The 21,740-nt window shown below is 61.6% G+C and carries 27 protein-coding genes; 12 read left to right on the plus strand and 15 right to left on the minus strand.

Going from position 1 to position 21,740, the window contains the following annotated elements; translation table 11 throughout:
* The first annotated feature begins 1 nt into the window (after position 1).
* The 8 genes from trbE (at position 2) to Q1A51_RS02525 (ending at position 7,938) form a co-directional block, all read left to right on the plus strand.
* Positions 2-2,482, plus strand: coding sequence for a conjugal transfer protein TrbE (gene trbE, locus Q1A51_RS02490; RefSeq protein ID WP_299603441.1), 2,481 nt, complete (start codon positions 2-4; stop codon positions 2,480-2,482).
* Positions 2,466-3,248, plus strand: coding sequence for a P-type conjugative transfer protein TrbJ (gene trbJ, locus Q1A51_RS02495; RefSeq protein WP_299603444.1), 783 nt, complete (start codon positions 2,466-2,468; stop codon positions 3,246-3,248). The genes trbE and trbJ overlap by 17 nt, the downstream gene beginning before the upstream one ends.
* A 4-nt stretch (positions 3,249-3,252) precedes the next feature.
* Positions 3,253-3,522, plus strand: a complete 270-nt coding sequence (gene trbK-alt / locus Q1A51_RS02500) for a putative entry exclusion protein TrbK-alt (RefSeq protein WP_299603447.1) — start codon at positions 3,253-3,255, stop codon at positions 3,520-3,522.
* Positions 3,523-3,526: 4 nt separating this feature from the next.
* Positions 3,527-4,813 (plus strand): P-type conjugative transfer protein TrbL, encoded by a 1,287-nt coding sequence (gene trbL / locus Q1A51_RS02505; protein ID WP_299603450.1) that lies wholly within the window; start codon positions 3,527-3,529, stop codon positions 4,811-4,813.
* Positions 4,813-5,496 (plus strand): conjugal transfer protein TrbF, encoded by a 684-nt coding sequence (gene trbF, locus Q1A51_RS02510; protein ID WP_299603453.1) that lies wholly within the window; start codon positions 4,813-4,815, stop codon positions 5,494-5,496. Before trbL ends, trbF begins: the two co-directional genes overlap by 1 nt.
* Positions 5,493-6,473 carry a P-type conjugative transfer protein TrbG gene (trbG, locus tag Q1A51_RS02515; protein ID WP_299603456.1) on the plus strand — a complete coding sequence of 327 codons (981 nt, stop codon included), beginning with the start codon at positions 5,493-5,495 and terminating at the stop codon, positions 6,471-6,473. The genes trbF and trbG overlap by 4 nt, the downstream gene beginning before the upstream one ends.
* A gap of 86 nt (positions 6,474-6,559) precedes the next feature.
* A complete protein-coding gene (locus Q1A51_RS02520; RefSeq protein WP_299604022.1) occupies positions 6,560-7,669 on the plus strand; it encodes a TrbI/VirB10 family protein in 1,110 nt (369 codons plus the stop codon).
* Positions 7,666-7,938: a DUF2274 domain-containing protein gene (locus tag Q1A51_RS02525; RefSeq protein ID WP_299603459.1), complete on the plus strand. Its 273-nt coding sequence runs from the start codon at positions 7,666-7,668 to the stop codon at positions 7,936-7,938. The genes Q1A51_RS02520 and Q1A51_RS02525 overlap by 4 nt, the downstream gene beginning before the upstream one ends.
* 230 nt (positions 7,939-8,168) lie before the next feature.
* On the opposite strand, the gene Q1A51_RS02530 is transcribed toward Q1A51_RS02525, so the two are convergent.
* The 14 genes from Q1A51_RS02530 to Q1A51_RS02595 form a co-directional block, all read right to left on the minus strand.
* Positions 8,169-8,525 (minus strand): SPW repeat protein, encoded by a 357-nt coding sequence (locus tag Q1A51_RS02530; protein ID WP_299603462.1) that lies wholly within the window; start codon positions 8,523-8,525, stop codon positions 8,169-8,171.
* Positions 8,526-8,548: 23 nt separating this feature from the next.
* Complete coding sequence (locus Q1A51_RS02535; RefSeq protein WP_299671123.1) at positions 8,549-8,827, minus strand: hypothetical protein; 279 nt, start codon at positions 8,825-8,827, stop codon at positions 8,549-8,551.
* Between the two features lie 608 nt (positions 8,828-9,435).
* Positions 9,436-11,070: a chaperonin GroEL gene (groL, locus tag Q1A51_RS02540; protein WP_299603468.1), complete on the minus strand. Its 1,635-nt coding sequence runs from the start codon at positions 11,068-11,070 to the stop codon at positions 9,436-9,438.
* 44 nt (positions 11,071-11,114) lie between these two features.
* On the minus strand, positions 11,115-11,402 hold the full coding sequence (locus Q1A51_RS02545) for a co-chaperone GroES (protein WP_299603472.1): 288 nt from the start codon (positions 11,400-11,402) through the stop codon (positions 11,115-11,117).
* 669 nt (positions 11,403-12,071) lie between these two features.
* Entirely contained in the window at positions 12,072-12,605 is a 534-nt protein-coding gene (locus tag Q1A51_RS02550; protein WP_299603475.1) for a hypothetical protein, read from the minus strand.
* Between the two features lie 75 nt (positions 12,606-12,680).
* Positions 12,681-12,818, minus strand: a complete 138-nt coding sequence (locus Q1A51_RS02555; protein ID WP_165099973.1) for a hypothetical protein — start codon at positions 12,816-12,818, stop codon at positions 12,681-12,683.
* 132 nt (positions 12,819-12,950) lie between these two features.
* Positions 12,951-13,757: a transglutaminase family protein gene (locus Q1A51_RS02560; protein ID WP_165099970.1), complete on the minus strand. Its 807-nt coding sequence runs from the start codon at positions 13,755-13,757 to the stop codon at positions 12,951-12,953.
* Positions 13,758-13,788: 31 nt separating this feature from the next.
* On the minus strand, positions 13,789-14,571 hold the full coding sequence (locus Q1A51_RS02565) for a hypothetical protein (protein ID WP_299603492.1): 783 nt from the start codon (positions 14,569-14,571) through the stop codon (positions 13,789-13,791).
* 200 nt (positions 14,572-14,771) lie between these two features.
* Positions 14,772-15,251, minus strand: coding sequence for a hypothetical protein (locus Q1A51_RS02570; protein ID WP_299603495.1), 480 nt, complete (start codon positions 15,249-15,251; stop codon positions 14,772-14,774).
* 317 nt (positions 15,252-15,568) lie between these two features.
* Positions 15,569-16,021, minus strand: coding sequence for a phosphate-starvation-inducible PsiE family protein (locus Q1A51_RS02575; protein ID WP_298976166.1), 453 nt, complete (start codon positions 16,019-16,021; stop codon positions 15,569-15,571).
* 23 nt (positions 16,022-16,044) lie between these two features.
* On the minus strand, positions 16,045-17,133 hold the full coding sequence (gene hflC, locus Q1A51_RS02580) for a protease modulator HflC (RefSeq protein ID WP_299603498.1): 1,089 nt from the start codon (positions 17,131-17,133) through the stop codon (positions 16,045-16,047).
* The gene (gene hflK / locus Q1A51_RS02585; RefSeq protein WP_299603501.1) at positions 17,130-18,197 is read right to left on the minus strand and encodes an FtsH protease activity modulator HflK; all 1,068 of its coding nucleotides are present in this window, start codon (positions 18,195-18,197) and stop codon (positions 17,130-17,132) included. The genes hflC and hflK overlap by 4 nt, the downstream gene beginning before the upstream one ends.
* Before the next feature lie 107 nt (positions 18,198-18,304).
* The gene (locus Q1A51_RS02590) at positions 18,305-18,649 is read right to left on the minus strand and encodes a hypothetical protein (protein ID WP_165099958.1); all 345 of its coding nucleotides are present in this window, start codon (positions 18,647-18,649) and stop codon (positions 18,305-18,307) included.
* A complete protein-coding gene (locus Q1A51_RS02595) occupies positions 18,646-18,960 on the minus strand; it encodes a hypothetical protein (RefSeq protein ID WP_299603505.1) in 315 nt (104 codons plus the stop codon). Before Q1A51_RS02595 ends, Q1A51_RS02590 begins: the two co-directional genes overlap by 4 nt.
* Positions 18,961-19,217: 257 nt before the next feature.
* On the opposite strand from Q1A51_RS02595, the gene Q1A51_RS02600 reads away from it, so the two are divergent.
* From Q1A51_RS02600 to Q1A51_RS02610, 3 genes are all read left to right on the plus strand, one after another.
* Positions 19,218-19,658 (plus strand): hypothetical protein, encoded by a 441-nt coding sequence (locus tag Q1A51_RS02600; RefSeq protein ID WP_299603508.1) that lies wholly within the window; start codon positions 19,218-19,220, stop codon positions 19,656-19,658.
* Positions 19,655-20,068 (plus strand): hypothetical protein, encoded by a 414-nt coding sequence (locus Q1A51_RS02605; protein WP_299603511.1) that lies wholly within the window; start codon positions 19,655-19,657, stop codon positions 20,066-20,068. Before Q1A51_RS02600 ends, Q1A51_RS02605 begins: the two co-directional genes overlap by 4 nt.
* A gap of 216 nt (positions 20,069-20,284) precedes the next feature.
* Entirely contained in the window at positions 20,285-20,473 is a 189-nt protein-coding gene (locus tag Q1A51_RS02610) for a hypothetical protein (RefSeq protein WP_299603514.1), read from the plus strand.
* Positions 20,474-20,532: 59 nt separating this feature from the next.
* On the opposite strand, the gene Q1A51_RS02615 is transcribed toward Q1A51_RS02610, so the two are convergent.
* Positions 20,533-21,267, minus strand: coding sequence for a Crp/Fnr family transcriptional regulator (locus Q1A51_RS02615; RefSeq protein WP_299603517.1), 735 nt, complete (start codon positions 21,265-21,267; stop codon positions 20,533-20,535).
* Positions 21,268-21,416: 149 nt separating this feature from the next.
* Between Q1A51_RS02615 and Q1A51_RS02620 the strand changes: the two genes are divergently transcribed.
* Positions 21,417-21,659 carry a hypothetical protein gene (locus Q1A51_RS02620; RefSeq protein WP_263845023.1) on the plus strand — a complete coding sequence of 81 codons (243 nt, stop codon included), beginning with the start codon at positions 21,417-21,419 and terminating at the stop codon, positions 21,657-21,659.
* The last annotated feature ends 81 nt before the right edge of the window (positions 21,660-21,740 follow it).

Raw genomic sequence — 21,740 nt, forward strand, 5'->3', positions numbered from 1 at the left:
GATGATGCGTCTGGCCGAATACCGCTCCAAATCCGCCCTACTAACCGATTTTCTGCCCTGGGCGGCGCTGATCGCGCCCGGCGTCATCCTGAACAAGGACGGCAGCCTGCAACGCACGGCGCGGTTCCGGGGGCCGGATCTGGATTCAGCCACGCCCGCCGAATTGGTCGCCACATCGGCCCGGCTGAACAGCGCGCTGCGTCGGCTAGGGTCTGGATGGGCAGTCTTCGTCGAGGCGCAGCGGATCCCGGCACAGGACTACCCCACCTCCGAGTTTCCCGATCCTGTCTCCGCCCTAGTCGATGCCGAACGGTGCGCGCAATTCGAAGAAGCGGGCGCGCATTTCGAGAGCGCGAATTTCCTGACGCTGGTCTGGATGCCGCCCGCTGACGACGCGAGCCGCGCCGAAGGCTGGTTTCTGGAGAACGCCCCTGATCGCAGCACCAAGCCTCAGGATCTTGTCTCCAGCTTTGTCGGCCGCGCCGACCGGCTGACCGATCTGCTGGACGGGTTCATGCCGGAGATCGCCTGGCTCTCCGATGAAGATACCCTGACCTACCTGCATTCAACCGTTTCGACCCGGCGCCAACACGTCCGCGTGCCGGAGGTGCCGATGCATCTGGACGCGGTGCTGGCCGATGATCCGTTGGTGGGCGGACTGACACCTCGGCTCGGGGCCGCGCATCTCAAGACGCTGACCATTTTCGAGCTGCCGAGCGCCACCTGGCCCGGACTGCTCGACGAATTGAACACGCAGGGTTTCGAGTATCGCTGGTGCACGCGGGCGATCTGCCTCGACAAGACGGATGCTGCGCGAGTGTTCACCCGCATCCGCCGGCAGTGGTTCGCCAAGCGCAAGTCCGTGGCCGCGATCCTGAAAGAGGTGATGACCAACGAAGCCTCGACCCTGCTCGACAGCGACGCGGCCAACAAGGCGGCGGATGCCGACGAGGCACTGCAAGAACTCGGCGCCGATGTGGCGGGCGCGGCTTACGTAACCGCCACGATCACCGTCTGGGACGAAGACGCAGCAGCCGCCGAGGCCAAGCTCAAGGCCGCCGAGAAGATCGTGCAGGGGCGCGATTTTACCTGCATCCCGGAATCGCTGAACGCGCTCGAGGCCTGGCTCGGCTCCCTGCCCGGCCATCTCTACGCCAATGTCCGTCAGCCACCCATCTCGACGCTGAACCTCGCCCATATGATCCCGATCTCGGCGGTCTGGGCGGGGCCGGACCGGAACGACCATCTGGACGGCCCGCCACTGTTCCACGCCGAAACCGACGGCACGACCCCGTTCCGCTTCTCCACACATGTGGGCGATGTCGGCCATACCTTGATCGTCGGCCCGACCGGGGCGGGCAAATCGGTCCTGCTGGCCCTCATGGCGCTGCAGTTCCGGCGCTATGCCAGTGCCCAGGTCTTCGCCTTCGACTTCGGCGGCTCGATCCGCTGCGCCACGCTCGCCATGGGTGGCGATTGGGAAAACCTCGGAGATGCACTGGCCGACGAAGACCCCGCCGTGCAGCTGCAGCCGCTCGCCGGGATCGACGACGCGTCCGAACGCGCCTGGGCGCAGGACTGGCTCGCGGGAATCCTCGGGCGCGAAGGCGCGACGACCGACCCTGCTGCGCGGGACCATCTCTGGTCGGCTTTGAGCTCGCTCGCCTCGGCCCCGCGCGAGGAGCGCACACTGACCGGCCTCTCGGTCCTGCTGCAATCGACAGAACTCAAACGCGCTCTGAAACCCTTCTGCCTCGGCGGGCCTTTCGGACGGCTTCTCGATGCTGAGGCCGAAGACCTGGGCAGCGCGGACGTGCTCGCGTTTGAAACGGAGGGGCTGATCGGTTCCCCCGCCGCACCCGCCGTGCTCGCCTATCTCTTCCACCGGATCGAGGCACGCCTCGACGGCCGCCCCACGATGATCCTGATCGACGAAGGCTGGCTTGCGCTCGATGACGCCAATTTCGGCGGGCAGCTGCGCGAATGGCTGAAGACGTTGAGGAAGAAGAACGCTTCGGTGATCTTCGCCACCCAATCGCTGGCCGATATCGACGGGTCCCTCATCGCGCCTGCCATCATCGAGAGCTGCCCCACGCGGATCTTCCTGCCCAATGAGCGCGCTTTCGAGCCGCAGATCGCGCGCATCTATCAGAATTTCGGGCTGAACGACCGCCAGATCGACATCGTCGCCCGCGCGACGCCGAAGCGGGACTACTACTGCCAGTCACGCCGCGGAAACCGGCTCTTCTCCCTGGGCCTCGGTGAGGTGGCGCTGGCCTTCACCGCGGCTTCCTCCAAGGCCGACCAGACCGCCATGACCCAGATTCTCGCCGACCATGGCCGCGACGGCTTCGCCGCGGCCTGGCTGCGCCATCGCGGCCTCGACTGGGCGGTCGAGCTGCTTGGCAGCGCCCCGGCGCCACCCGCTCCAGACCCCCAACCCACCGCCCAGAAGGAGACAGAGAATGACCCGCAACCCTGACCGCCCTACCCACCCCCTGAGACTCGCCGCCGCATTGATGGCCAGCGCTCTCGTCCTGACACCGGTCCTCACGACACCGGCTCAGGCCTTCTTCTTCGGCGGTGGCGGGCGGATCGTCTACGACCCCCGCAACCATGCCGAAAATATCCTCTCGGCCGCCCGCGCGCTGGAGCAGATCAACAACCAGATCGCCCAGATCCAGAACCAGGCGCAGATGCTGATGAACGACGCGCTGAACCTTGCAAACCTGCCGCATTCCTCGCTGGCGCAGCTGCAGGACGCCATCGGCGAAACGCAGCGCCTGTTGGCCGATGCCCAAAGCCTCGCCTTTGATGTGGCCACCATCGAACGGGCCTTCGCGCAGGATTACGGCGCCGCCGCAGCTCAGGGCGATTTCGACGCGATGATCGCCGGAGCGCGTGAGCGGTGGGAGACATCCGTCGCGGGCTTCGAGGACGCGTTGCGCGTGCAGGCCGGGGTCGTCGGCAATATCGACGGAGCCCGCAGCCAGATGGACGCACTCATCCGCGAAAGCCAGGGCGCCGTTGGGGGCCTGCAGGTCGCGCAGGCTGGCAACCAGCTGCTCGCATTGCAATCGACACAGATCGCCGATCTGATCGCCGCCATTGCGGCGCAGAACCGCGCCGAAGCGCTGGAAGCCGCCCGCAACGCCTCCGCCGAGGCGCAGGGCCGCGAGAACCTCGCCCGGTTCCTCGATTACGGCGGCGGCTACTCCCCCGGCACCGTGCGCTTCTTCGGGGATTGAGCGTATGGCACTCGACACCCCACAAACCTTGCGCCTGATCGCCTTCGGTATCGGCGGCCTAGCTGCCCTCGCCGCCGTGGTCGAACTGACCCGCACGGTCCTGCCCACCGACACCGGGCATGTGGTCAGGGATGACGCTTTGCGCGGCACCCTCGCGCGTTGCCGTGACCTGACGCCCGAAGACTATGCCACCGACACCGAATGCCGCGCCGCCTGGGAGGCGGCCCGGCAGCGCTTCTTCGATCTGGCTCCAGAGCCGGCCGGGATGGAGTGAGGTAATGGGCGGCGTCAGTGTCATCGACCGGTTTCTCGAAGTCTTCGCCTCCTACATCGATTCCGGCTTCGGCCTTCTCGGCGGCGATGTCGCCTTTCTCGCTACCACGCTGATCGTGATCGACATCACGCTGGCCGCGCTCTTCTGGGCCTGGGGCGCGGATGACGACATCATCGCGCGGCTGGTGAAGAAGACCCTCTTTGTGGGGGTCTTCGCCTATATCATCGGCAACTGGAACACGCTGGCCCGGATCGTTTTCGACAGTTTCGCGGGCCTTGGCCTGGTCGCCACCGGCGGAACGATCTCCGCCGGTGAACTCCTCCAGCCGGGGCGCATCGCGCAGGTCGGGCTCGAGGCGGGCCAGCCGATCCTCGCCTCCATCGCCGACCTCTCCGGGTTCGTCGCCGTCTTCGAGAACTTCATCCAGATCGGGATCCTGTTCTTCGCTTGGTTGGTCGTGCTGCTCTCGTTCTTCATCCTCGCCATCCAGCTTTTTGTCACGCTGATCGAATTCAAGCTGGCCACGCTGGCAGGCTTCATCCTCGTGCCCTTCGGCCTCTTCAACAAGACCGCCTTCATGGCCGAGCGCGTGCTGGGTCTCGTCATTTCCTCCGGCGTCAAGGTGCTGGTCTTGGCCGTGATCGTCGGCATCGGGTCGACCATCTTCAGCGAGTTCACCGCCGGATTCGCGGGTGAACCCACGATCAACGACGCCATGTCGGTCGTCCTTGGCGCGCTGGCGCTCCTCGCCCTCGGTATCTTCGGCCCCGGCATCGCCAATGGCATCGTTTCGGGCGGGCCGCAGCTTGGTGCAGGCGCAGCGGTCGGTACCGGAATCGCCGTAGGCGGGGCCGCGGTCGCCGGTGTCGCCGGGACACGGATGGCCCTTGGCACCGGTGGCGCGGCCTTGCGTGGTGCCAGTGCGGTTGGCAGCGGAACCGCGACCGCTTACCAACTTGGTGCCGCGTCCCGCAGCACTGCGTTGGGCAAGTCCGTCGGTGGCGTGGCCGCTGTCGGCAAGACCGGTGCCGTCGCGGCGTTCAGCCCGCTCCGGCGCGCGATCTCGGACGGCGCGCAGTCCGGCGCCCGCGCAGCCTATGCCGCCACCGGCGGGCGCATTGCGGGTGGCGCCCTGCCCTCCCCGGCCAATGACGGCCCACCCGATTGGGCGCGCCGGATGAAGCGCCAGCAATCCCTTCAACACGGCCTCTCGACCGCCGCCCATGTCATCCGCTCCGGAGACCATGGCGGCGGCGGCACGGTCGTCAGCCTCTCCGAAAGGTCCTCCTGATGTTCCGACGCCCCAGTGTCCGCTATGGCACCACGCCCGAGCCTGTCACCCCCTACCAGAAGGCCGCCCAGGTCTGGGACGAGCGCATCGGCTCGGCCCGCGTTCAGGCCCGCAACTGGCGCCTTATGGCGATGGGCTGCCTTGCCCTGTCCGCCGGGCTCAGCGCGGCGCTCACCTGGCAATCGACGCGCAGCAGCGTCGTCCCTTACGTGGTCGAGGTTGACGATCTCGGTGCGGCACAGGCCGTCGCCCCGGCGCTTGCCGAGTATCGCCCGACCGACCCGCAGATCGCCTGGCATCTTGCCCGCTTCGTCGAGCATGTCCGGCAGGTCCCGGCCGATCCGATCGTGCTGCGCCAGAACTGGCTTCGTGCCTACGATTTCGCTACGGATCGCGGCGCCGTCGCGCTGAATGACCATGCCCGTTTGAACGATCCCTTCGCCTTGGTCAGCGACACGCAGGTCTCCGTCGAGATCTCGAGCGTCATCCGTGCATCAGAGTCGAGCTTCCGTGTCGCCTGGATCGAGCGCCGCTATGGAAACGGTCAGCTCGCCACAACCGAACGCTGGACCGCCATCCTCAGCGTCGTGGTCCAGCCGCCGCGCGATGCCGAGCGTCTGCGAGCCAACCCGCTCGGCGTCTATGTCCACGCCATCAACTGGTCGAGGGAGAGCGCCCAATGAGCCGATTGCCATCCATTCCCGTTGTTCTCATCGCGGCCACCGCGCTGAGTGCCTGCACGGGACAACGTCCCCCCGAGATCGCCTATGATGACACCCTCCCCGCGCTTGCGCCGCCGCCGGCACCGCCCCCGGCCGAGGGGCCGCCCCGCCCGGTTCACACGCCGCCAGCGTGGACGCCCTCCCGTGGCGGCGATCCGGAAGCGGATACGCCGGAAGCGCGCATCATCGCCGCCAATGCCGCCGCCCGCGTCGAGCCCCGCCAGCAGGGCTATTACAACGCCATGCAGGTTTTTCCGTGGAGCGAAGGCGCACTTTACCAGATCTATGCAGCACCCGGCCAGATCACGAATATCGCGCTCGAACCCGGCGAACGCCTGACCGGCCCCGGCCCGATCGCGGCGGGCGACACCGCGCGCTGGATCATCGGCGACACTACCAGCGGCGCAGGCCGCACCGAGCGCGTCCATATCCTCGTGAAACCCACCCGCCCCGTCATCTCCACCAATCTCGTCGTAAACACCGACCGGCGCACCTATCACATCGAATTGCACGCCGACGAGGAGACCTGGATGCCCAGCGTTGCATGGGCCTACCCGGAGGTGCGAACCACGCCCCGCGCCCCGACCATCCTCCGTCCAGAGGTCCCGCCCGAGGCCGAGCGGCACTACCGCTACGGCTTGCAGGGCGACGCCCCGCCCTGGCGGCCGGTCTCGGTCTTCGACGATGGACGGCGTGTCTATGTCGTCTTCCCGCCCGGCATCGCCCAGGGCGAAATGCCCCCGCTCTTCGTGATCGGCGCGGATGGACGCGGCCAGATCGTCAACACCCGCGTTCTCGGCAACGTGCTGATCGTGGACCGCCTGTTCGGGGCCGCAGAACTGCGTCTCGGCGAAAGACAACAGCAGGTCGTGCGGATCATACGGACGGATGGCGTCCATAGCCCACCGCGCACGCCACAGCCGGAGGCGGAGCAGTGACACAAAACCCTGATATCCAAAAGCCGACACGGACCGAGGAAGGCATCGCCCAGGAGCTCCGTCTCAGGCCCGATCCACCCCGTGTCATGCGCCTGTCCCGCCGGGCCATTGCCCTTGCCACCGCGATTGGCGGACTTGGCCTTGGTGCGATCCTGATCGTGGCCCTGCAGAACAACCGGCAGGAAGGCACCCAGACCGAGCTCTTTTCCACCGAACGCATTCAGGCGGCTGAAGGGCTGTCCACATTGCCTCGGGATTACGCCGATGTCCCGCGTCTCGGCCCACCCTTGCCCGGTGAGCTGGGCCGCGCCATCCTTGGGGCGCAAGATCGCGGCCAGCCGGTCCCGGCACCGCCCCTTTCCGGTCCATTGGCCCCCACGGTCGATCCGGAGGAACAACGCCGCCTTCAGGAACTCGACGCCGCCCGGCTGAGCGCCCTTTTCGCGGAGGCGCAAACCGTGCCCCGTGGCGGAGCACAGGCCACACCGACGCCCCCCGCAACCGGCGCGCTCTTCCCCTCCACATTGGGCAGCCCGACGGCAAATGATCCTATTTCGGGCCGGGAGGCATTCCTCACCCGTCCCGGAGATACGGAAACCGTGAGTGCACAACGCATCACGGCACCGCCCAGCCCCTACATCCTGCAGGCCGGAACGGTGATCCCGGCCGCCCTGATCACCGGCCTGCGCTCCGACCTACCTGGCCAGATCTCGGCCCAGGTGACTTCGAATGTCTATGACAGCCCCTCAGGACGATACCTTCTGATCCCGCAAGGGGCCCGTCTGCTGGGAGAATATGACAGCCGCATCGCATCCGGGCAAAGCCGCCTGCTCCTCGTCTGGACCCGCCTCATCCTTCCGGATGGTCGCTCCATTGTGCTGGAACGCGCGCCCGGCACTGACGGAACAGGCGCGTCCGGCCTGCAGGACCGGGTCAACTACCATTGGGGTCGCGTCTTCCTCGCCGCTGGCCTCGCCACGATCCTGAACCTCGGCCTGGAAAGTGGCGCAGAAACCGAAGACGATGTCGCCCGCGCCATCCGCGAGGCCGCCCAGGACACGATCGGACGGACCGGGGACGAGATCGTCCGGCAGCAGCTCGCCGTCCCGCCGACACTGACCATCCGACCGGGCTTCCCCGTCCGCGTCATGGTCACCCGCGACCTGATCCTTGAGCCCTTGGGAGAAGTGAGATGACGAAGCTGAAGCTTGGCCCGATCCATGACGACAAGCCGGTCAAGCTGACCGTGGAACTTCCCGCCGATGTGCACCGCGACCTTTGCGACTACGCGGCTGTCCTGGGCCAACAGACCGGACAGGATCTTGAGCCCGCCCGCCTCGTCGCCCCCATGCTCGACCGCTTCATGGCCACGGACCGCGGGTTCGCTGCAGCGCGCAAAGCGGGATCGACGGCTAACCGCAAGAAGCCAAACCCACCGAAGCCACTGGATTCCGATCAGGGCTAAGTATCTGAGAAATCGTAAATCTCTTGGCGGATCGCATTGCACACGGATCGCACATAGGCACCCCCTACTCGCCTGAAGTTGCGACGGAGTCGAGCCGATCCTCCATAAGCGAAGCGTTCGACTCGCGGTTAATGGCCAATAGCCATCTCCGGTAAACCCGGGGCGTTTCATATTGGCAAGGAAAACGATTAGAAGTGCGGGGCGTTTTCTGCCCCACACAGTGTTTTTCACTATGCGTGATGTTTCGGCATTTTCTGAAACACCACATAAAGGCCCGCCAGAACCAAAGCCGTTCCGACGACGCCGGCATTCCAGGCGGTCACAGGTTCGGTGAATCCGAACAGCCAAGGCGCCGCTACCAAAATCAAACCGTAGGAAACTCCCAGATAGGTCTGGACCAAGTAATGCTTGTTGTGACCGTAACCCGCTACGGTCAAAGCCAAAAGCCCCGAGAGAATGAGCAGTCCTGCATCGCCAACGAGGGCATTGCTTAGAGCCGACTGGCCGCCGAGAAGCATGAATGGCGACAAGATGAGCCAAAGCCCTGAAGCTGTGAAGGTCCATCTGAAAGCTTCGCGATTCTGCATAGCGCGTACTCCAACCTTTGGTTTCAGGAGTCGGTTTCAGGATCCGCGAGATTGCCAAGCTCGACGGCGATAGTCATTTCCTCGTCGTCGACGAAACCATCACCATTTGTGTCGATGTCGCCGAACACTTCCTCGGTAAGTTCAGGGTATGAAACCTGAAGTTCAGCGAAGGATGCCATGCCGTCTCCGTCAGTATCAATTTCGGCAGACATTGCGTTGGCGGAGAATGCGACGGATGTCATGAGGGCAGCTACGAGAGTTACATTTTTCACGTTTTTTCCAATCAAGGTAAGGCAATCCATCATGGATTGCGGTTCAAGTCCCGGCGTATTGCATTCTGCATTTGCGCAAACTGGCCCGCTTTTTCAGGCGGCCGTTATTTATTACGCAAGGGCTTTCCTGGCAGCGTCGAGTTCGTATTTCGTCTTTATGTCGTCATTCGCTTTGTGCGCGGCCTCAGCAGCGTTGTAATGTCTCCAGGCCTGCGTTCTTTTTTTCACCGAAGGGTGCGCCTCCACAGCTGGCTTTGACGGACTTCATCTTTTCCGAGATGGTATTGGTGTTGAGTTTCATTGTGGTGTCCTTTCCTAGGCACTTCGAGAAACAGCGGCGCGCGAAAGAAGAATTTCATTTTAGGGAACTCACACTTGCGCGCCGCTCTAAAACTCGAAAACACACTTCCTGCTGAATTTTCAGCGGGCATTCTCTAGCTAACTTACATTTCAGCTTTCAACGCTTACACAGATCAGCTTGGAGCGATTTGATGTTGGAAAGCGGAGCCTTCAGACATGGTCTACTCAGGGTGCAGAGCGACTGGAAAAAGTCGGGGCGTTGGTGCGAGCCGTTTTCAGAAATATGCTGCTCGCGGCTCATAAAGAGTGGTTCCAATGCCGCAAGCAAAAGTTCGCTTCTACATCATGCCTTCCATACCCTCCATGTCGGGTATGCCGTGGCGGTTCGGCCTGGCGGGTTTATCCGCCACCATCGCTTCGGTGGTAACGAGCAGGCCCGCAACCGATGCCGCGTATTCCAGCGCGATCCGAACGACCTTGGTCGGATCAATGACACCGGCCTTCAACATGTCGCCGTACTGATCCAGCTGCGCATCATAGCCGAACGTCTTGCTGGTGTTCTCAAGTACTTTTCCAGCCACGACCGAGCCATCGACACCGGCGTTTTCAGCGATCTGGCGCAACGGGGCCTGAAGGGCTTTGCGGATGATCTTGATACCCGCATCCTGATCCGCGTTGTCACCTTTTAGACCTTCCAGAACCTTGCCCGCATGGACAAGTGCAACGCCACCGCCTGGTACGACGCCCTCTTGGACGGCTGCACGAGTTGCGTTCAAGGCGTCATCAACCCGGTCCTTACGCTCTTTCACTTCGATCTCGGTCGCGCCACCAACTTTGATCACCGCAACACCGCCCGCCAGTTTGGCCAGCCGCTCCTGCAGTTTCTCCTTGTCGTAGTCAGAGGTGGTCTCTTCGATCTGTGCACGGATTTGGGTAACGCGAGACGCGATGGCTTCTTTGTCGCCAGCGCCGTCGATCACGGTTGTTGTGTCCTTCGTGATTGTAATCTTCTTGGCATCGCCAAGCATGTCCATCGTGACGTTTTCGAGCTTGATGCCCAGTTCTTCGGAAATCACTTGTCCGCCCGTCAGGACGGCAAGATCTTCCAGCATCGCTTTGCGGCGATCCCCAAAACCGGGCGCTTTGACACCGGCCACTTTCAGCCCACCGCGCAGTTTGTTCACCACAAGCGTTGCGAGTGCTTCGCCATCAATATCCTCGGCCATCACCAAAAGCGTCTTGTTCGCCTGCATGACAGCCTCAAGCAGCGGCACCATGGGGGCCAGAGATGTCAGTTTTTTCTCATGAAGGAGGATCACGCAGTCCTCCAGGGTCGCCGTCATCTTGGCGGTATCCGTGATGAAATACGGGCTGAGATAGCCACGATCGAATTGCATGCCCTCGACGACTTCGGTCTCGGTCTCCAGCCCTTTGTTCTCTTCGACGGTGATGACACCTTCGTTGCCGACCTTGGCCATCGCGTCCGCGATCTGTTGACCGATAGCAGATTCACCGTTTGCCGAAATGGTGCCGACTTTGGCGATCTCGGCCGTATCGCCCACAGGCCGTGACATTGCCTTGACCTCGGCAACAACGGCAGTGACCGCTTTGTCGATACCGCGTTTGAGGTCCATCGGGTTCATGCCCGCTGCGACTGATTTCATGCCTTCTTTGACAATGGCCTGCGCCAGAACTGTCGCTGTGGTCGTGCCGTCGCCTGCCTCGTCATTGGTACGGGACGCGACATCCTTGACGAGCTGTGCGCCCATGTTCTCGAACGCATCCGAGAGTTCGATTTCCTTGGCGACCGTAACGCCGTCCTTGGTGATGCGTGGCGCGCCATAGGACTTGTCGAGAACCACGTTGCGGCCCTTGGGACCCAGCGTGACCTTTACGGCGTTGGCGAGCGTGTTGATGCCCTTAAGCATGCGGTCACGGGAGTCCGTGCCGAATTTGACTTCTTTTGCAGACATGTCGGTATTCCTAAATGAAAGATGTGTGAAAGGGGACGCGTAGTTCAGGCCATAATGCCTAAGATGTCGCTCTCCTTCATGATCATCAGCTCTTCGCTATCAATCTTGATTTCAGTGCCCGACCATTTGCCGAACAAAATTTTGTCGCCAGCTTTGACGTCCATTGCGATACGTGCGCCTGCGTCGTCTTTTGCACCGGCACCGACGGATACGACTTCGCCTTCCTGCGGTTTTTCTTTTGCATTGTCAGGGATGATCAGGCCGCCCGAGGTCTTTTCGTCGCCTTCAATAATGCGAACCAAGACACGGTCATGTAGTGGGGTAAACATCATGGAAATGCTCCTTTTCGGGATTTCCGGGTAGGGGTGGCATGCTTAAGGACGCATTGGCACTCGCCACACCTGAGTGCCAATGTATGAAAAATGGCTATCCTGATCGGTCTCTGCAATAGGTTGTTGAACTATATTTAGCTCAAACCTGCTTTTCAGAAATCGCGGCGTAGAAGGCTGTCTTACTTTACCTTTTTCCCACCAATCGCCAGCGCAGGCTTTCCTGCAATGGAGTTGGCTGTGGCAGAGACCTTCGGCTTTTCTTGATTGGGTTTCTTGGGCGCAGGCGAATGATAGAGCTGCCCTTGTGATAGAGCCGTCTGCGTTTTCTGTGACGGTGGGGAAGTTCCCTGCCCTCTTCGCCCCATAAGACATCGGTCGGCGTGATGCGAGCGACGTCTAGACAGGGCGAATTGACGGGTCCGGTACGGTACTGGGAAGACGACGCGGGCACCGATAGAGATTAGCGGCGGCGAGATGCACTCGGGCTGACGGGCACGGCGTTCCGCCAGGCGTTCAACCCCTTGCAGCGCCGACAGATCCGTTCTCCAAAGCCTTCACTCCAGAAAACAGCATCGCATCTCAGACAAGGACGGTTTCGAGGTACGTCGCCAAAGGCCCTTCCGCGGGCGATGTCCGGAAATGCTACGTCGACCGAGGTTTTGTTCGCGATCATATCGAATCCGCGCTGACTTCCGTGCGCATAGCCGACGTCCCTGTCGGTCGTGGGGGCATGCCCTCGTTTTCAGCAGCATGGATTGACGCAATGTCACGTGCGCCTTGTCGCGCCGGGTTCCGGTCCAGGACATCCCTGTCAGACTGGGGCGTCCCGTGCCCGGAGTAGAGATGTCTCAGATGCGCCTCGGAGACCCCGTCGGCCTCCATAACGAGGCGCACCATCGGATCTGCCAGCATTTCCTCAAGGAAGAAGTCGGACAACGCTCTGCCCGTCAGCTTGTCCCTGGCGCGGGCATGGTCCAGATCGGCAAGGGAAACAGTCAGAGTCCGTGCAAGTCCCGGATGAGATATCCGGGGATGAAGCTTCACAAGGACGGAAGCTTTCCAGGCTGCGGGATCCCGTTGATCAGGGGGTGAAGCCACCTCCGTTTCGATCTCGTATTCTCCCGCCGGGAGCGTCTCGTCAAAGCCCGGAACGGTGAAGGGCCGGGAAAAAACCGCAACGGTCTTGCTCGTCAGATCTTCCATTGGTGCGTTCCTTTCCCTTGTCGCTGTGGATGGTCCGCGCCCTTACAGGAATGAGGCGCGTAACCTGTGTAGGTCTCAAGATGTCTTGGACTTGGCGGGTGCATCCTTGCCAGAAGCCTTGGGCTCGGTCTCCTTGGCAGGGGACGTCGCTGTTTTCGCAGGCTTGGGCTTTAACGCAGCCGCAGCCCTGGCGGTCAGGTCCTTGAAGGACATTTCATCGATCCTTTGATTTTCCGACGCCAACTCCTCGTCCATGTCGGACCGGGATGCTTGACGCCAGTGTTACTTATGTGGGGATTGGCGACCCGGTTTACGATAGCGCATCAAAAAGGAAGCCAAGGTCAGTCAGGCCAATTCATCCGTCCAGACCTTGAATTCCGTCAAAGTGTTCTGACCAAATGTCTGGGTCAGAGGGACATCGGCAGCATCGCGACCGCGCGCGATCAGAATTCTGGCAAACCGCAGCTTGTTATTCCGCGGGTCGAACATGTGCCATTCACCAGCGAGAAAGACCTCCATCCAAGCGGCGAAGTCCCCAGGCGGATGAGGCAGAGGTTCACCGATGTCGCTCAGATATCCGGTGCAGTAGCGGGCCGGAATGTTTATGCAACGACACAGGGCGATGGCGAGATGGGCGAAGTCGCGGCAGACACCCTGTCGCTCGGCCATGGTCTGCGATGCGGTGCGCGTCGCCTTCGCCTGCATGTAGTCGAAGCGGACATGTCCGTGCACGAAATCGCAGATCGCCTGCACGCGTGACCATCCGGGGTCCGTGGTCTCGAACAGGCGCCACGCTTCCTCCGACAGAAGGTCGGTATCGCAATACCGGCTTCCCTGCAGAAACACGAGGGTCTCGAACGGCAGATCCTGAACGGCGTACTGCCGCGCGCCGGGCATGGAGGGATCAGGCTGGCCCGTGTCGCGGAAGATGCCATCCGTCGACAGGCAGAAGTCGCCCTCCGGGGCCACCATCCGCGTGCACCAGTTGCCGAACCCGTCGCGGTAGCTTTCCAGCGGCACGCTCGGCTGCGTCACGAGATAGTCGGCACGCTCCAGATCGCCAAAGCGCGAGTAGTGGACGTTCAGCATCGCAATCAGTGGCGTCGGCTGCGGGAAGCTGTAGCGCAGACGGCACCCGATGCTGACGCGCATGCCGGACCCGCCACGACGAGAAAAATCCGCATCACCGTGCAAGGACGCACATCCCGTCAGAGAGCCGGAAGCCTCGATTGCAGCTCCACCGGTTGCCGGATCGGTCGAGATAGGCGTTCTCCGGCAGATCGATAGAGACGCAGGAACCGCTCAGCGGCTCGTACCCACGATCACAGCTCCAGCCCGGTCCATAGGATGCCTCGTCCAGATAGGCATTCGATGGCACGACAACGGCGTCGCATCGGTCGTCGATTCTGACGAAGCCCCTCTCACAAGCCCAGGCGGCGCCGTAGTCTGCGTTGGTCAGATACGCGTTCTCTGGCACGACAATCGGCGAACATGTCCCTGCAAGAGCCTCATAGCCACGATCACAGGTCCATCCAGTCCCCGAGTGATCGTCTGTCAGGTAGGCACGCTCGGGAATTACGATGGGCACGCATGCCTCGTTCTCCTGCCGGAACCCGCGTTCGCATTGCCAATCGTAGCCGGAAGACCGGAGGAAGGCATTGGTGGGCAGCGAGATGAAATTGCAGGATATCCCGTTTACCTCTTCATAGCCACGGTCGCACTCCCACCCCGTCCCGTAGGAGCGCCCGGTTGGATAGGCATGCTCTGGGATGTCGAGCGCAAGGCATTCGGTGCCCGCCACCCGGTAACCAAGATCGCAGACCCATCCGCCGCCATAGCTGCGCGGCTGGGCGTTCTCAGGCATTGGGCCCGTGCCATCCTGCGCGAGAACGGGGAAGGCGAAAGACGCTATCACACCGGCTATGACTGCCGTCTTCGCGATCAGCCTCGCGAGGGGATGCCTCATCGCCGCTTGCTCCTTGGCGGACCAGAGTCTGCCGTTTGCCGCGCGAGTCTTCGATAGCGCAAGCGTGAGCGTTCCAGTCAGCCATCGCGTGGGCGCGGGCGGCGGCGGGGAGCCCCTGGAATTCGATCTCGATGGCATGCCTTCGTTCTCGGCCACCTGGATCGAGAAGTCCTGCGGGACTGTCGGATGAGTGCTACCGGTCATCGGGGTGACAACTTGTACAACGCTGCAGCGGCGAGAGCATGTTCCTTCTGGTGGTAATCGCCGCGGAACTTGCCATCGACCTGCACCTCCCAAATTCCGTTTCGTTCGCGTACCTGAACCCCACCGCGCTGCGGTGGCCTGTTCATGGAAGAACCCTGTTCACCTTTGCTTTTCGGTGGCACGGGTTGCTTGTTGGTCATTTCCGGCTCCTTCGCGTTGGGCGCGCGCGCTTCTCCTAGGAGCATCACCGCGCGAATAAATTCTGCCGCATAATCATCGGTTTCGCGGTGGTCGTGTTCGCGCTGGGCCAATCTCATCGGATCTACGAACCGTTCTCGCAGGTGGTCGACGAAACGCGGCTCGGTACGGGCCATGTAGGCGATTAGAGCTTGCAGGATCCGTTCATGGGCCAGAACGCGCCGTTCAAGATCGGTCGTCTCTGCGGCCGTCGTGGTAAGATCTTTCAATGATGTCATGGCTTGTCATCCTTCACGCTGCGTGGTGTGACGCTGGATGTCGTGTGCTCGGGCGTGCGCAGGCAGGCCCTCACCTCATCGCGATACAACTCTTGCCATCTACCTACCAGCCAAGCGTAATTCGTGCGCTGACCCAGGTTAGGGGCACAGAAATTAAGTGGGTGTGTCTTGCCCAGAAGCGTAAAGAAACCGACCTCGGCAGTCCGAGTGTCATTGACGTGCTTCCGCCATGATTATGGCTGTCAGCCTTCGTTGAAGACTGATTCATTGTCAAAATAGAAGCCCAAAAACCTGCGCGAGATCTTGCCTGAGCGTCATCATGCTGCCTGCTTGCCAATCGCCCAGATGATTACGAGTGCAGACAACGAGAGGAGGAGAATGGCGGCCGCCTCGATCAGTATGTTTTCCGGCGCCATTTCCTTGCCCTGCAGGACGACCAGCCGTCCGACCGCAGTGATCGCAATAAAAATTGGATACACAAACACGGAATTGCGCTTGGCATAATACACCGCAACCATTCCGATCACTTCAAGATAGAGAAACATCAGCAGAATATCGGCCAGCAGGATGGTGCCAAGGCGATATATTGCCACGATTTCGAAGGCAACGGCGAGCAGCGTCATGGCCACGATGACAACCAGCAACAGACGCTCGATGAAGTGGAACAGACCCAGGGCAAACAGTCTTTCGCCGCGCCCCGCGCCATCGTCTTCCTTTGGGGGCAGCGTCTTGTCTCCCGCTGCCGCTCCCGCTTGATACCCTCTATTCATGATTGCTGCCTTTGGCCACGAAACTATCGGCCAACGCCGACATCTGAGCGTGTCAGGATCGGCGTCGCGGGGTCTTGCGCTGGTCGGGGCCTGCCGATTGACGCCACGCCACCGTCGCCTGGGACGCTGCCCGGATCGCGGAGTGGGTCTGCCTCGCCCTGCATGCCGCGCAGGAACTGGAACAGATCGCTGTCCGTCGTCAGGACAAGCGTCGTGTCGTCCGAGATCATATCGCCGTAGGCCTGCATGGTTCGGGTGAAATCGTAGAATTCGACCGAAACGGCATCGACATTGTAAGCACCCGCATAGATTGCTGCTGCGGCGGCATCTGCGGCACCGCGGATTTCCTCGACGGCGCGATAGGCTTCGGACTGGATCTTGTTCAGATCACGCACCCTGTTGCCTTGAATACGGGCTGCTTCGCCGTTGCCTTCCGACAGGAAGCGTTCGGCGATCTGTCGCCGTTCCGAAATCATGCGGTCATATATTTTGGGCCGCACGCTTTCATTGTAGTTTATGCGTTTGAAGCGGATATCGAGAAGCTCGATCCCGAAGACGCGCACCTTCTCCGCCGCCGCTTCGAAGATCTGCTGTTCGACCAGCGCCCGCCCTTTCGTGATGGGAACCAGTGCGCCAATGTCCTGCGCAAGCTCCTGGTCCGTCAAAAGCGTGTCCCGAAGCGGCGTCCGCCCCCTGGTCGTGCGCACAATCTCGATGAGTTCGTGCTTGGCTACGGCGTTGCGCGTCTCGCTGCCGAGGATATCGTCGAGGCGAGACTGGGCGCTGCGCTCGTCGCGTAGGCGCAGGAAGTATTGCAACGGATCGGTAATCGTCCAGCGCGCGAAGAGATCGACTGAGATATAGAGCTTGTCCTTGGTGGGCATGTCCGATGGCGAGCCGTCCCACTCCAGAACCCGGCTGTCGATCCGGTTAACCTCCTGAACGAAGGGGAGTTTCAACTTGAGACCAGCCTCGGTGACCGGCGCGCCGACCGGCTTGCCGAACTGGGTGATGATGGCCTGTTCGACCTCGCCTACGGTGTAGACGGCGGATGACACAGCGACGACCCCGGCAACCGCGATTCCCGAGGCAATAAGCGAAAGGGTCTTCATGGTTGATCTCCTGTCTGTCGATCCAGATTCAAAAGCGGGAGGATGCTTGCTGTGGACCCGTCGACAATGATCTTGGAACCAATTCCCGGCAGAACATCCTGAAGGGTTTCGATGTAGATCCGGCGCCGGGTCACTTCGGGCGCCAGACGGTATTCCGTCAGGAGGGCCGTGAACCGGGCCGCATCGCCCTCGGCTTCGTTGATCCGCCTCAGGCGATAACCATCGGCTTCGCGGATCCGCTGGTCCTTTTCGCCTTCGGCCAGAGGTATGACGCGGTTGTATTCGCGGCGGGCCTCGTTGATGATCCGCTCCTTTTCTTGTTGTGCCTGGTTGACCTCGTTGAACGAGGCCTGAACCGGCTGGGGCGGATTGATGTTCTTCAGCTGTACCTGATCGATACTGATGCCCATCGCGTATTTGGTCGCGAGCGCCTGCATCTTCAGCAGGGCTTCGCTTTCGATTTCCTGGCGCCCGACGGTGATCACCTCGTCGACTGTGCGGTCTCCCACGACTTCGCGCATGACGGACTCCGAGACGTAACGCAGGGTCGCGCTTGGCTCGCGCACTTCAAACAAGAACTTCCGGGGTTCGGAAATCCGGTACTGCACCACCCACTCCACGAGCGCGGCGTTGAGATCGCCAGTCACCATCTCGGTCTCGCGGCGACCGTCCGTCGGGCTCTGATAGGGATCGGAGGCACCCGGAGTCGTAAACCCGAACTCCTGTTTCAGCTGGCGCTTGACCGGGACCAACGTGGTCACGTCAATCCCGAACGGGATCTTGAAGTGCAGCCCCGGAGGGACCTCGGCCGCGTACTTCCCGAACCGTTGGACAATCGCAACGGAGTCGCTCGGCACCGTGTAATACGAGGTCCACGCCCCAAACGCCGCAAGCGCAATGGCGGCCCCGATTGCAAGACGCTTCACCGGTGGCAGACCGTCCGGCAGGATGCCGTGCAGCCGATCCCGGCCCCGTCTGAGAATTGCGTCAACCTCAGGGGGAACGCGGGTCTGCTTGTTTTTCCAAGGTCCGCGATCTTCCGGTCCATTGTTATCAGAAGGCATCGCAAGCTCCTATTTCGGTTTTGGCACTCGGGGCGATGCGTGGCTCGCGCGTTTGACGGTGCGACCCGATTTGCGCCATCACATCGTCGGCTCTGAACAGCATGACCTCAGAGTTCCAGTTCCTTCAGGCAGGCTTGCGCAATGTCTCGGTCTGGGGCATCGGTTCCTGGCATCGTCGCCCAGCCGGCTGTCATGAGAGCGTCGCGCCTCTGGTAGGTTGAAGCTGCCCGGATCGTTGCAAGCTTGTCCGCCCGGGCCGGGTCTGACCGCGCCATGTCGAGGCAGACCGGAACCATTGAGGCGACGACATCGTTACGGGACATCGCAACCGCGCGGTCATTCGAGGTGCCGCCGGTCACCCAGCCACCCCATGAAAATCCGACGACGCCGACAAAGACAGCACCGATCACGGCACCATAGATGCCGGGTTTGAGCCATTCGGGAGTATTCATAGCAAGTCCTCCTGCGGAGAAAGCGCCGCTTCGCTGTGGTTGTTCATCTCAGTCGGACCCAGATCCCGGCTCAGCGCCTCATTCAGGTCGCGCTCTGATATCGTGTGCAGTTCCATCCAACCCGCCCGATCCCCTCTGCCAGGAACGGTCATATGGGTCGCCGTCCTCTGATACGTTTCGAAACCTTGCCCGCGGAGAAGTTCTTCCTGAATCAGGACTTCGTAGTCCCCGGCCGGAAGTTCGTCCGGAAAATCGGCTAGGCGGAACGGGTGCAGGAAAGTCACCCTCAAACTGGATGAACGCACGCTCATCTATGGCCTCCACGATTTTGGCAGATCCGTCGCTCGCCACTGTTGACGGCCCCTTGGGTTCCGGACCTGACCAGTCGAACGATTTCTCCTCTTGTACTTCGGAACCGTTCGACTGGTGCTGACACATGTTAGTCCCGGGCGCCGCGCGGGTAGCGAACACCCTGGGGAGGTTTGCGGGCACTGACCTGTGTAAGGGCGGCGAGACCGACCTGCGCGTATCCTTTGGGAAACAGGGATGATCTGCATTCCTGCAACCCTTGAAAGGATTGGCTATGGCCGACCCCAATGTACTCAACCCGCACCCGCCCGAGTTCGATCGGTTTCTGCATGCGTCGGTCGGCGAGGACAGGAACGGCTATGCCGTGACCGTGCTCTCCACGCTCGCGCGGCTTGGCATCGATCCATGGAAGGAAACCGCTGAACTGGTCATGCTGGGGCACGACGCCGCGCAGGCACGCTTGGGAACGCTGCTTGCCCGATTTCGGGACGTACCCGCGCTCGCAAGCGATCACCGCAAGATCGCACGAGACCTGAGCCAGCTGCTTCCCGAAGGCCGGGAGTCCGGTAGCCTGAAGCGAGCTGCCTCGACGGTGACCGGCGACCGCCCCGGGACAAGCGGAGCGATCTGGGCGGTGCTCGCGTTTATCTTCCTTCTATTTCAGATGTTCATGGTTGGCGGGTCGGGGTCAGGCGAATGACCGCACCAACCGCGACTGCGAAGAGACCGGCACATGCGGCACACAAGTCCGGCACGCTATCACCGCGTGAACAGGGCGTTCTGTGGGACATGGAGGAAGACTTCTGGACCAGTGGTGCCGACAACGCACGGGCGACGACAGCGACCAACGCGGTGATGATTTTTCCCTATCCGCCCGGGATCCTCCAGGGCGACCAGATCTGGCCCCATCTTCGCGAAAGGACCGGCTGGCGTTCCGTCGTCATGGCCGAACGGCGCGTGACGCGATGCGGTGACATCGCGATACTCACCTATCGGGTCTCGGCGGAGAAGCCCGACGTGCCAATCTACAAGGCGCTCTGCGCCTCGACCTATCTTAACGATGACGAGACTTGGGTAAGGATTTCCCACCAGCAAACTGTGGTGACATGAGAAGCGCAGAGGCAATCGACCTGCCGCGGCCGCCAGGACTAACCTACGTCAGTACGGCGTGGCGCCAACATCGGTTAGGTGGGACGTGCCCGCCGAGTATTTGGCGGTGCATCTTTTTCCGAGTACCTGAGAAGCGTGTGGGCGTGTCGATCCCAAAAGGGCCGGCATGTCGGCGCGCTTCTTGTTTCTCGGAAAGTCCATGAAAGGACAATTCCAATGACACCCGAACAGAACAAGACTGCCGAAAAGATGACGTCCGTGAAGGTCGCGTGGGACAAGGCGCCCGCTGGTCCGAAGAAGGACGCGGCGCTGAAGCACTACCAGGCAGCCGAGAAAGCCAACACGGCGAAGAACGACGCCGAGACCAACAAGGAACTCGATGCGGCGACCCACGCGCTCGCTTAATGTCCAGCGTCTGACCTGAACACCGGGGCCGCCCGCCGATCAATGGCCGGCGGTCCTTCTTATTTCAAGAGCGGCCCGGTCTGATCCAGATAGGCTGCATCAAACTCAGCCAGCTCCACCAACCCGGCACGATCTTCAAAGGACACGCGACCGTCTCGAAAGATCACCAGCCCTCTTTCGCGCAGCTGTCGCAGGACGCGATTCACATGAATGGCACTTAACCCCAGCACATCGGCCAAGTGATACTGGGTCAGTGGGCAGTCGTATCCTTCCCGGGATCCCATATCCACCAGTGCCAGCCTCGATCCCAGTTCCAACAGAAAATGTGCCATCCGGGCGTCCGCGTCGCGCCTGCCGATCCCGACAAGGTGTTCGACCACCATTGCCTCGTCCCGCGACGCGGCCCATAGAATGGCCGTCGCAAGCCTGGGCGTCTGCGCGAAGGCGTCCAAAAGGTCACTCTTGAGAACCTCGGCGGCCATGATGTCCACGATCGGCTCGAAACTGTGGTCCGATGTCCGCAGCAGCACGCTGCGCAGGCCGAGGAAATCCCCGGGCACCTGGAAGTCGACGATCTGGCGTGTCCCGTCAGGCTGGAGCTTGTAGGAACAAACCCAACCTTCCGACAGGATATAGGCAGCCTGATCCGACTGCCCCTGATGCACCATATCGCGCCCAGCGACGAAGGAGCGGCGGCGCTGGTGCAGGCGCTCGAGCACATCCAACTCCGCCTTTGACAAAGCGACAAAGGCAGAAAGCTTGCGGGTGAGCGGGCTGGTCGCGAATGGTGTCATAGCTTCTCCCTGACAGGTCCGTCAGCCGTGTGGAAATCGTTTCTTCGACTGCTCTCGATCAGTCCAGCATAGCTCATATCGTGCGAGAAGTATGGGTAGGTCCGGTGCGAATTCGGGCCAGATCGCGAAACAAGAAGGGAATTCCGAAGATGTCTACGGCGAACGAGCATTCAGGACAGGCCGCCCTTTCAATCTGCGAAGCACTTCTGCTTGCGATGAACGATGGCGGACTGCTGCCGGAGCATGAGATCGTAGGTGTTCTTCGCGACGCCGCAGCAACCCATGAGAACGCAAAGGGATCAGAGGCCGAAACGGAAACGCACCGATCTGTTGCGGCACTCATCAACCAGATCATCGCTGGTGGCAACTCCGTTCGGAGGCCGCAAGTGTAAACGCTCAATCACACAGGATTTCTATTGCCGATGAAGCTTTCGTCCTATTCAACCAACAGTCGTCGCCAAGGGCGGGATCGA

It is taken from the genome of uncultured Tateyamaria sp., from assembly GCF_947496075.1.
Taxonomy (GTDB): Bacteria; Pseudomonadota; Alphaproteobacteria; order Rhodobacterales; family Rhodobacteraceae; genus Tateyamaria.

Excerpts from the sequence above, each read along its gene's own strand:
- Q1A51_RS02605 (WP_299603511.1), top strand. The coding sequence starts at position 19,655 with ATGACCGCACCAACCGCGACTGCGAAGAGACCGGCACATGCGGCACAC.
- Q1A51_RS02535 (WP_299671123.1), bottom strand. The coding sequence starts at position 8,827 with ATGGATTGCCTTACCTTGATTGGAAAAAACGTGAAAAATGTAACTCTC.
- Q1A51_RS02545 (WP_299603472.1), bottom strand. The coding sequence starts at position 11,402 with ATGATGTTTACCCCACTACATGACCGTGTCTTGGTTCGCATTATTGAA.
- Q1A51_RS02620 (WP_263845023.1), top strand. The coding sequence starts at position 21,417 with ATGTCTACGGCGAACGAGCATTCAGGACAGGCCGCCCTTTCAATCTGC.
- Q1A51_RS02550 (WP_299603475.1), bottom strand. The coding sequence starts at position 12,605 with ATGGAAGATCTGACGAGCAAGACCGTTGCGGTTTTTTCCCGGCCCTTC.
- trbJ (WP_299603444.1), top strand. The coding sequence starts at position 2,466 with ATGACCCGCAACCCTGACCGCCCTACCCACCCCCTGAGACTCGCCGCC.
- trbE (WP_299603441.1), top strand. The coding sequence starts at position 2 with ATGATGCGTCTGGCCGAATACCGCTCCAAATCCGCCCTACTAACCGAT.
- Q1A51_RS02590 (WP_165099958.1), bottom strand. The coding sequence starts at position 18,649 with ATGAATACTCCCGAATGGCTCAAACCCGGCATCTATGGTGCCGTGATC.
- hflC (WP_299603498.1), bottom strand. The coding sequence starts at position 17,133 with ATGAAGACCCTTTCGCTTATTGCCTCGGGAATCGCGGTTGCCGGGGTC.
- Q1A51_RS02615 (WP_299603517.1), bottom strand. The coding sequence starts at position 21,267 with ATGACACCATTCGCGACCAGCCCGCTCACCCGCAAGCTTTCTGCCTTT.
- groL (WP_299603468.1), bottom strand. The coding sequence starts at position 11,070 with ATGTCTGCAAAAGAAGTCAAATTCGGCACGGACTCCCGTGACCGCATG.
- Q1A51_RS02565 (WP_299603492.1), bottom strand. The coding sequence starts at position 14,571 with ATGAGGCATCCCCTCGCGAGGCTGATCGCGAAGACGGCAGTCATAGCC.
- Q1A51_RS02575 (WP_298976166.1), bottom strand. The coding sequence starts at position 16,021 with ATGAATAGAGGGTATCAAGCGGGAGCGGCAGCGGGAGACAAGACGCTG.
- hflK (WP_299603501.1), bottom strand. The coding sequence starts at position 18,197 with ATGCCTTCTGATAACAATGGACCGGAAGATCGCGGACCTTGGAAAAAC.
- trbK-alt (WP_299603447.1), top strand. The coding sequence starts at position 3,253 with ATGGCACTCGACACCCCACAAACCTTGCGCCTGATCGCCTTCGGTATC.
- Q1A51_RS02570 (WP_299603495.1), bottom strand. The coding sequence starts at position 15,251 with ATGACATCATTGAAAGATCTTACCACGACGGCCGCAGAGACGACCGAT.
- Q1A51_RS02595 (WP_299603505.1), bottom strand. The coding sequence starts at position 18,960 with ATGAGCGTGCGTTCATCCAGTTTGAGGGTGACTTTCCTGCACCCGTTC.
- Q1A51_RS02555 (WP_165099973.1), bottom strand. The coding sequence starts at position 12,818 with ATGTCCTTCAAGGACCTGACCGCCAGGGCTGCGGCTGCGTTAAAGCCC.
- trbF (WP_299603453.1), top strand. The coding sequence starts at position 4,813 with ATGTTCCGACGCCCCAGTGTCCGCTATGGCACCACGCCCGAGCCTGTC.
- Q1A51_RS02520 (WP_299604022.1), top strand. The coding sequence starts at position 6,560 with ATGCGCCTGTCCCGCCGGGCCATTGCCCTTGCCACCGCGATTGGCGGA.
- trbG (WP_299603456.1), top strand. The coding sequence starts at position 5,493 with ATGAGCCGATTGCCATCCATTCCCGTTGTTCTCATCGCGGCCACCGCG.
- Q1A51_RS02560 (WP_165099970.1), bottom strand. The coding sequence starts at position 13,757 with ATGCGCGTCAGCATCGGGTGCCGTCTGCGCTACAGCTTCCCGCAGCCG.
- Q1A51_RS02610 (WP_299603514.1), top strand. The coding sequence starts at position 20,285 with ATGACACCCGAACAGAACAAGACTGCCGAAAAGATGACGTCCGTGAAG.
- trbL (WP_299603450.1), top strand. The coding sequence starts at position 3,527 with ATGGGCGGCGTCAGTGTCATCGACCGGTTTCTCGAAGTCTTCGCCTCC.
- Q1A51_RS02525 (WP_299603459.1), top strand. The coding sequence starts at position 7,666 with ATGACGAAGCTGAAGCTTGGCCCGATCCATGACGACAAGCCGGTCAAG.
- Q1A51_RS02530 (WP_299603462.1), bottom strand. The coding sequence starts at position 8,525 with ATGCAGAATCGCGAAGCTTTCAGATGGACCTTCACAGCTTCAGGGCTT.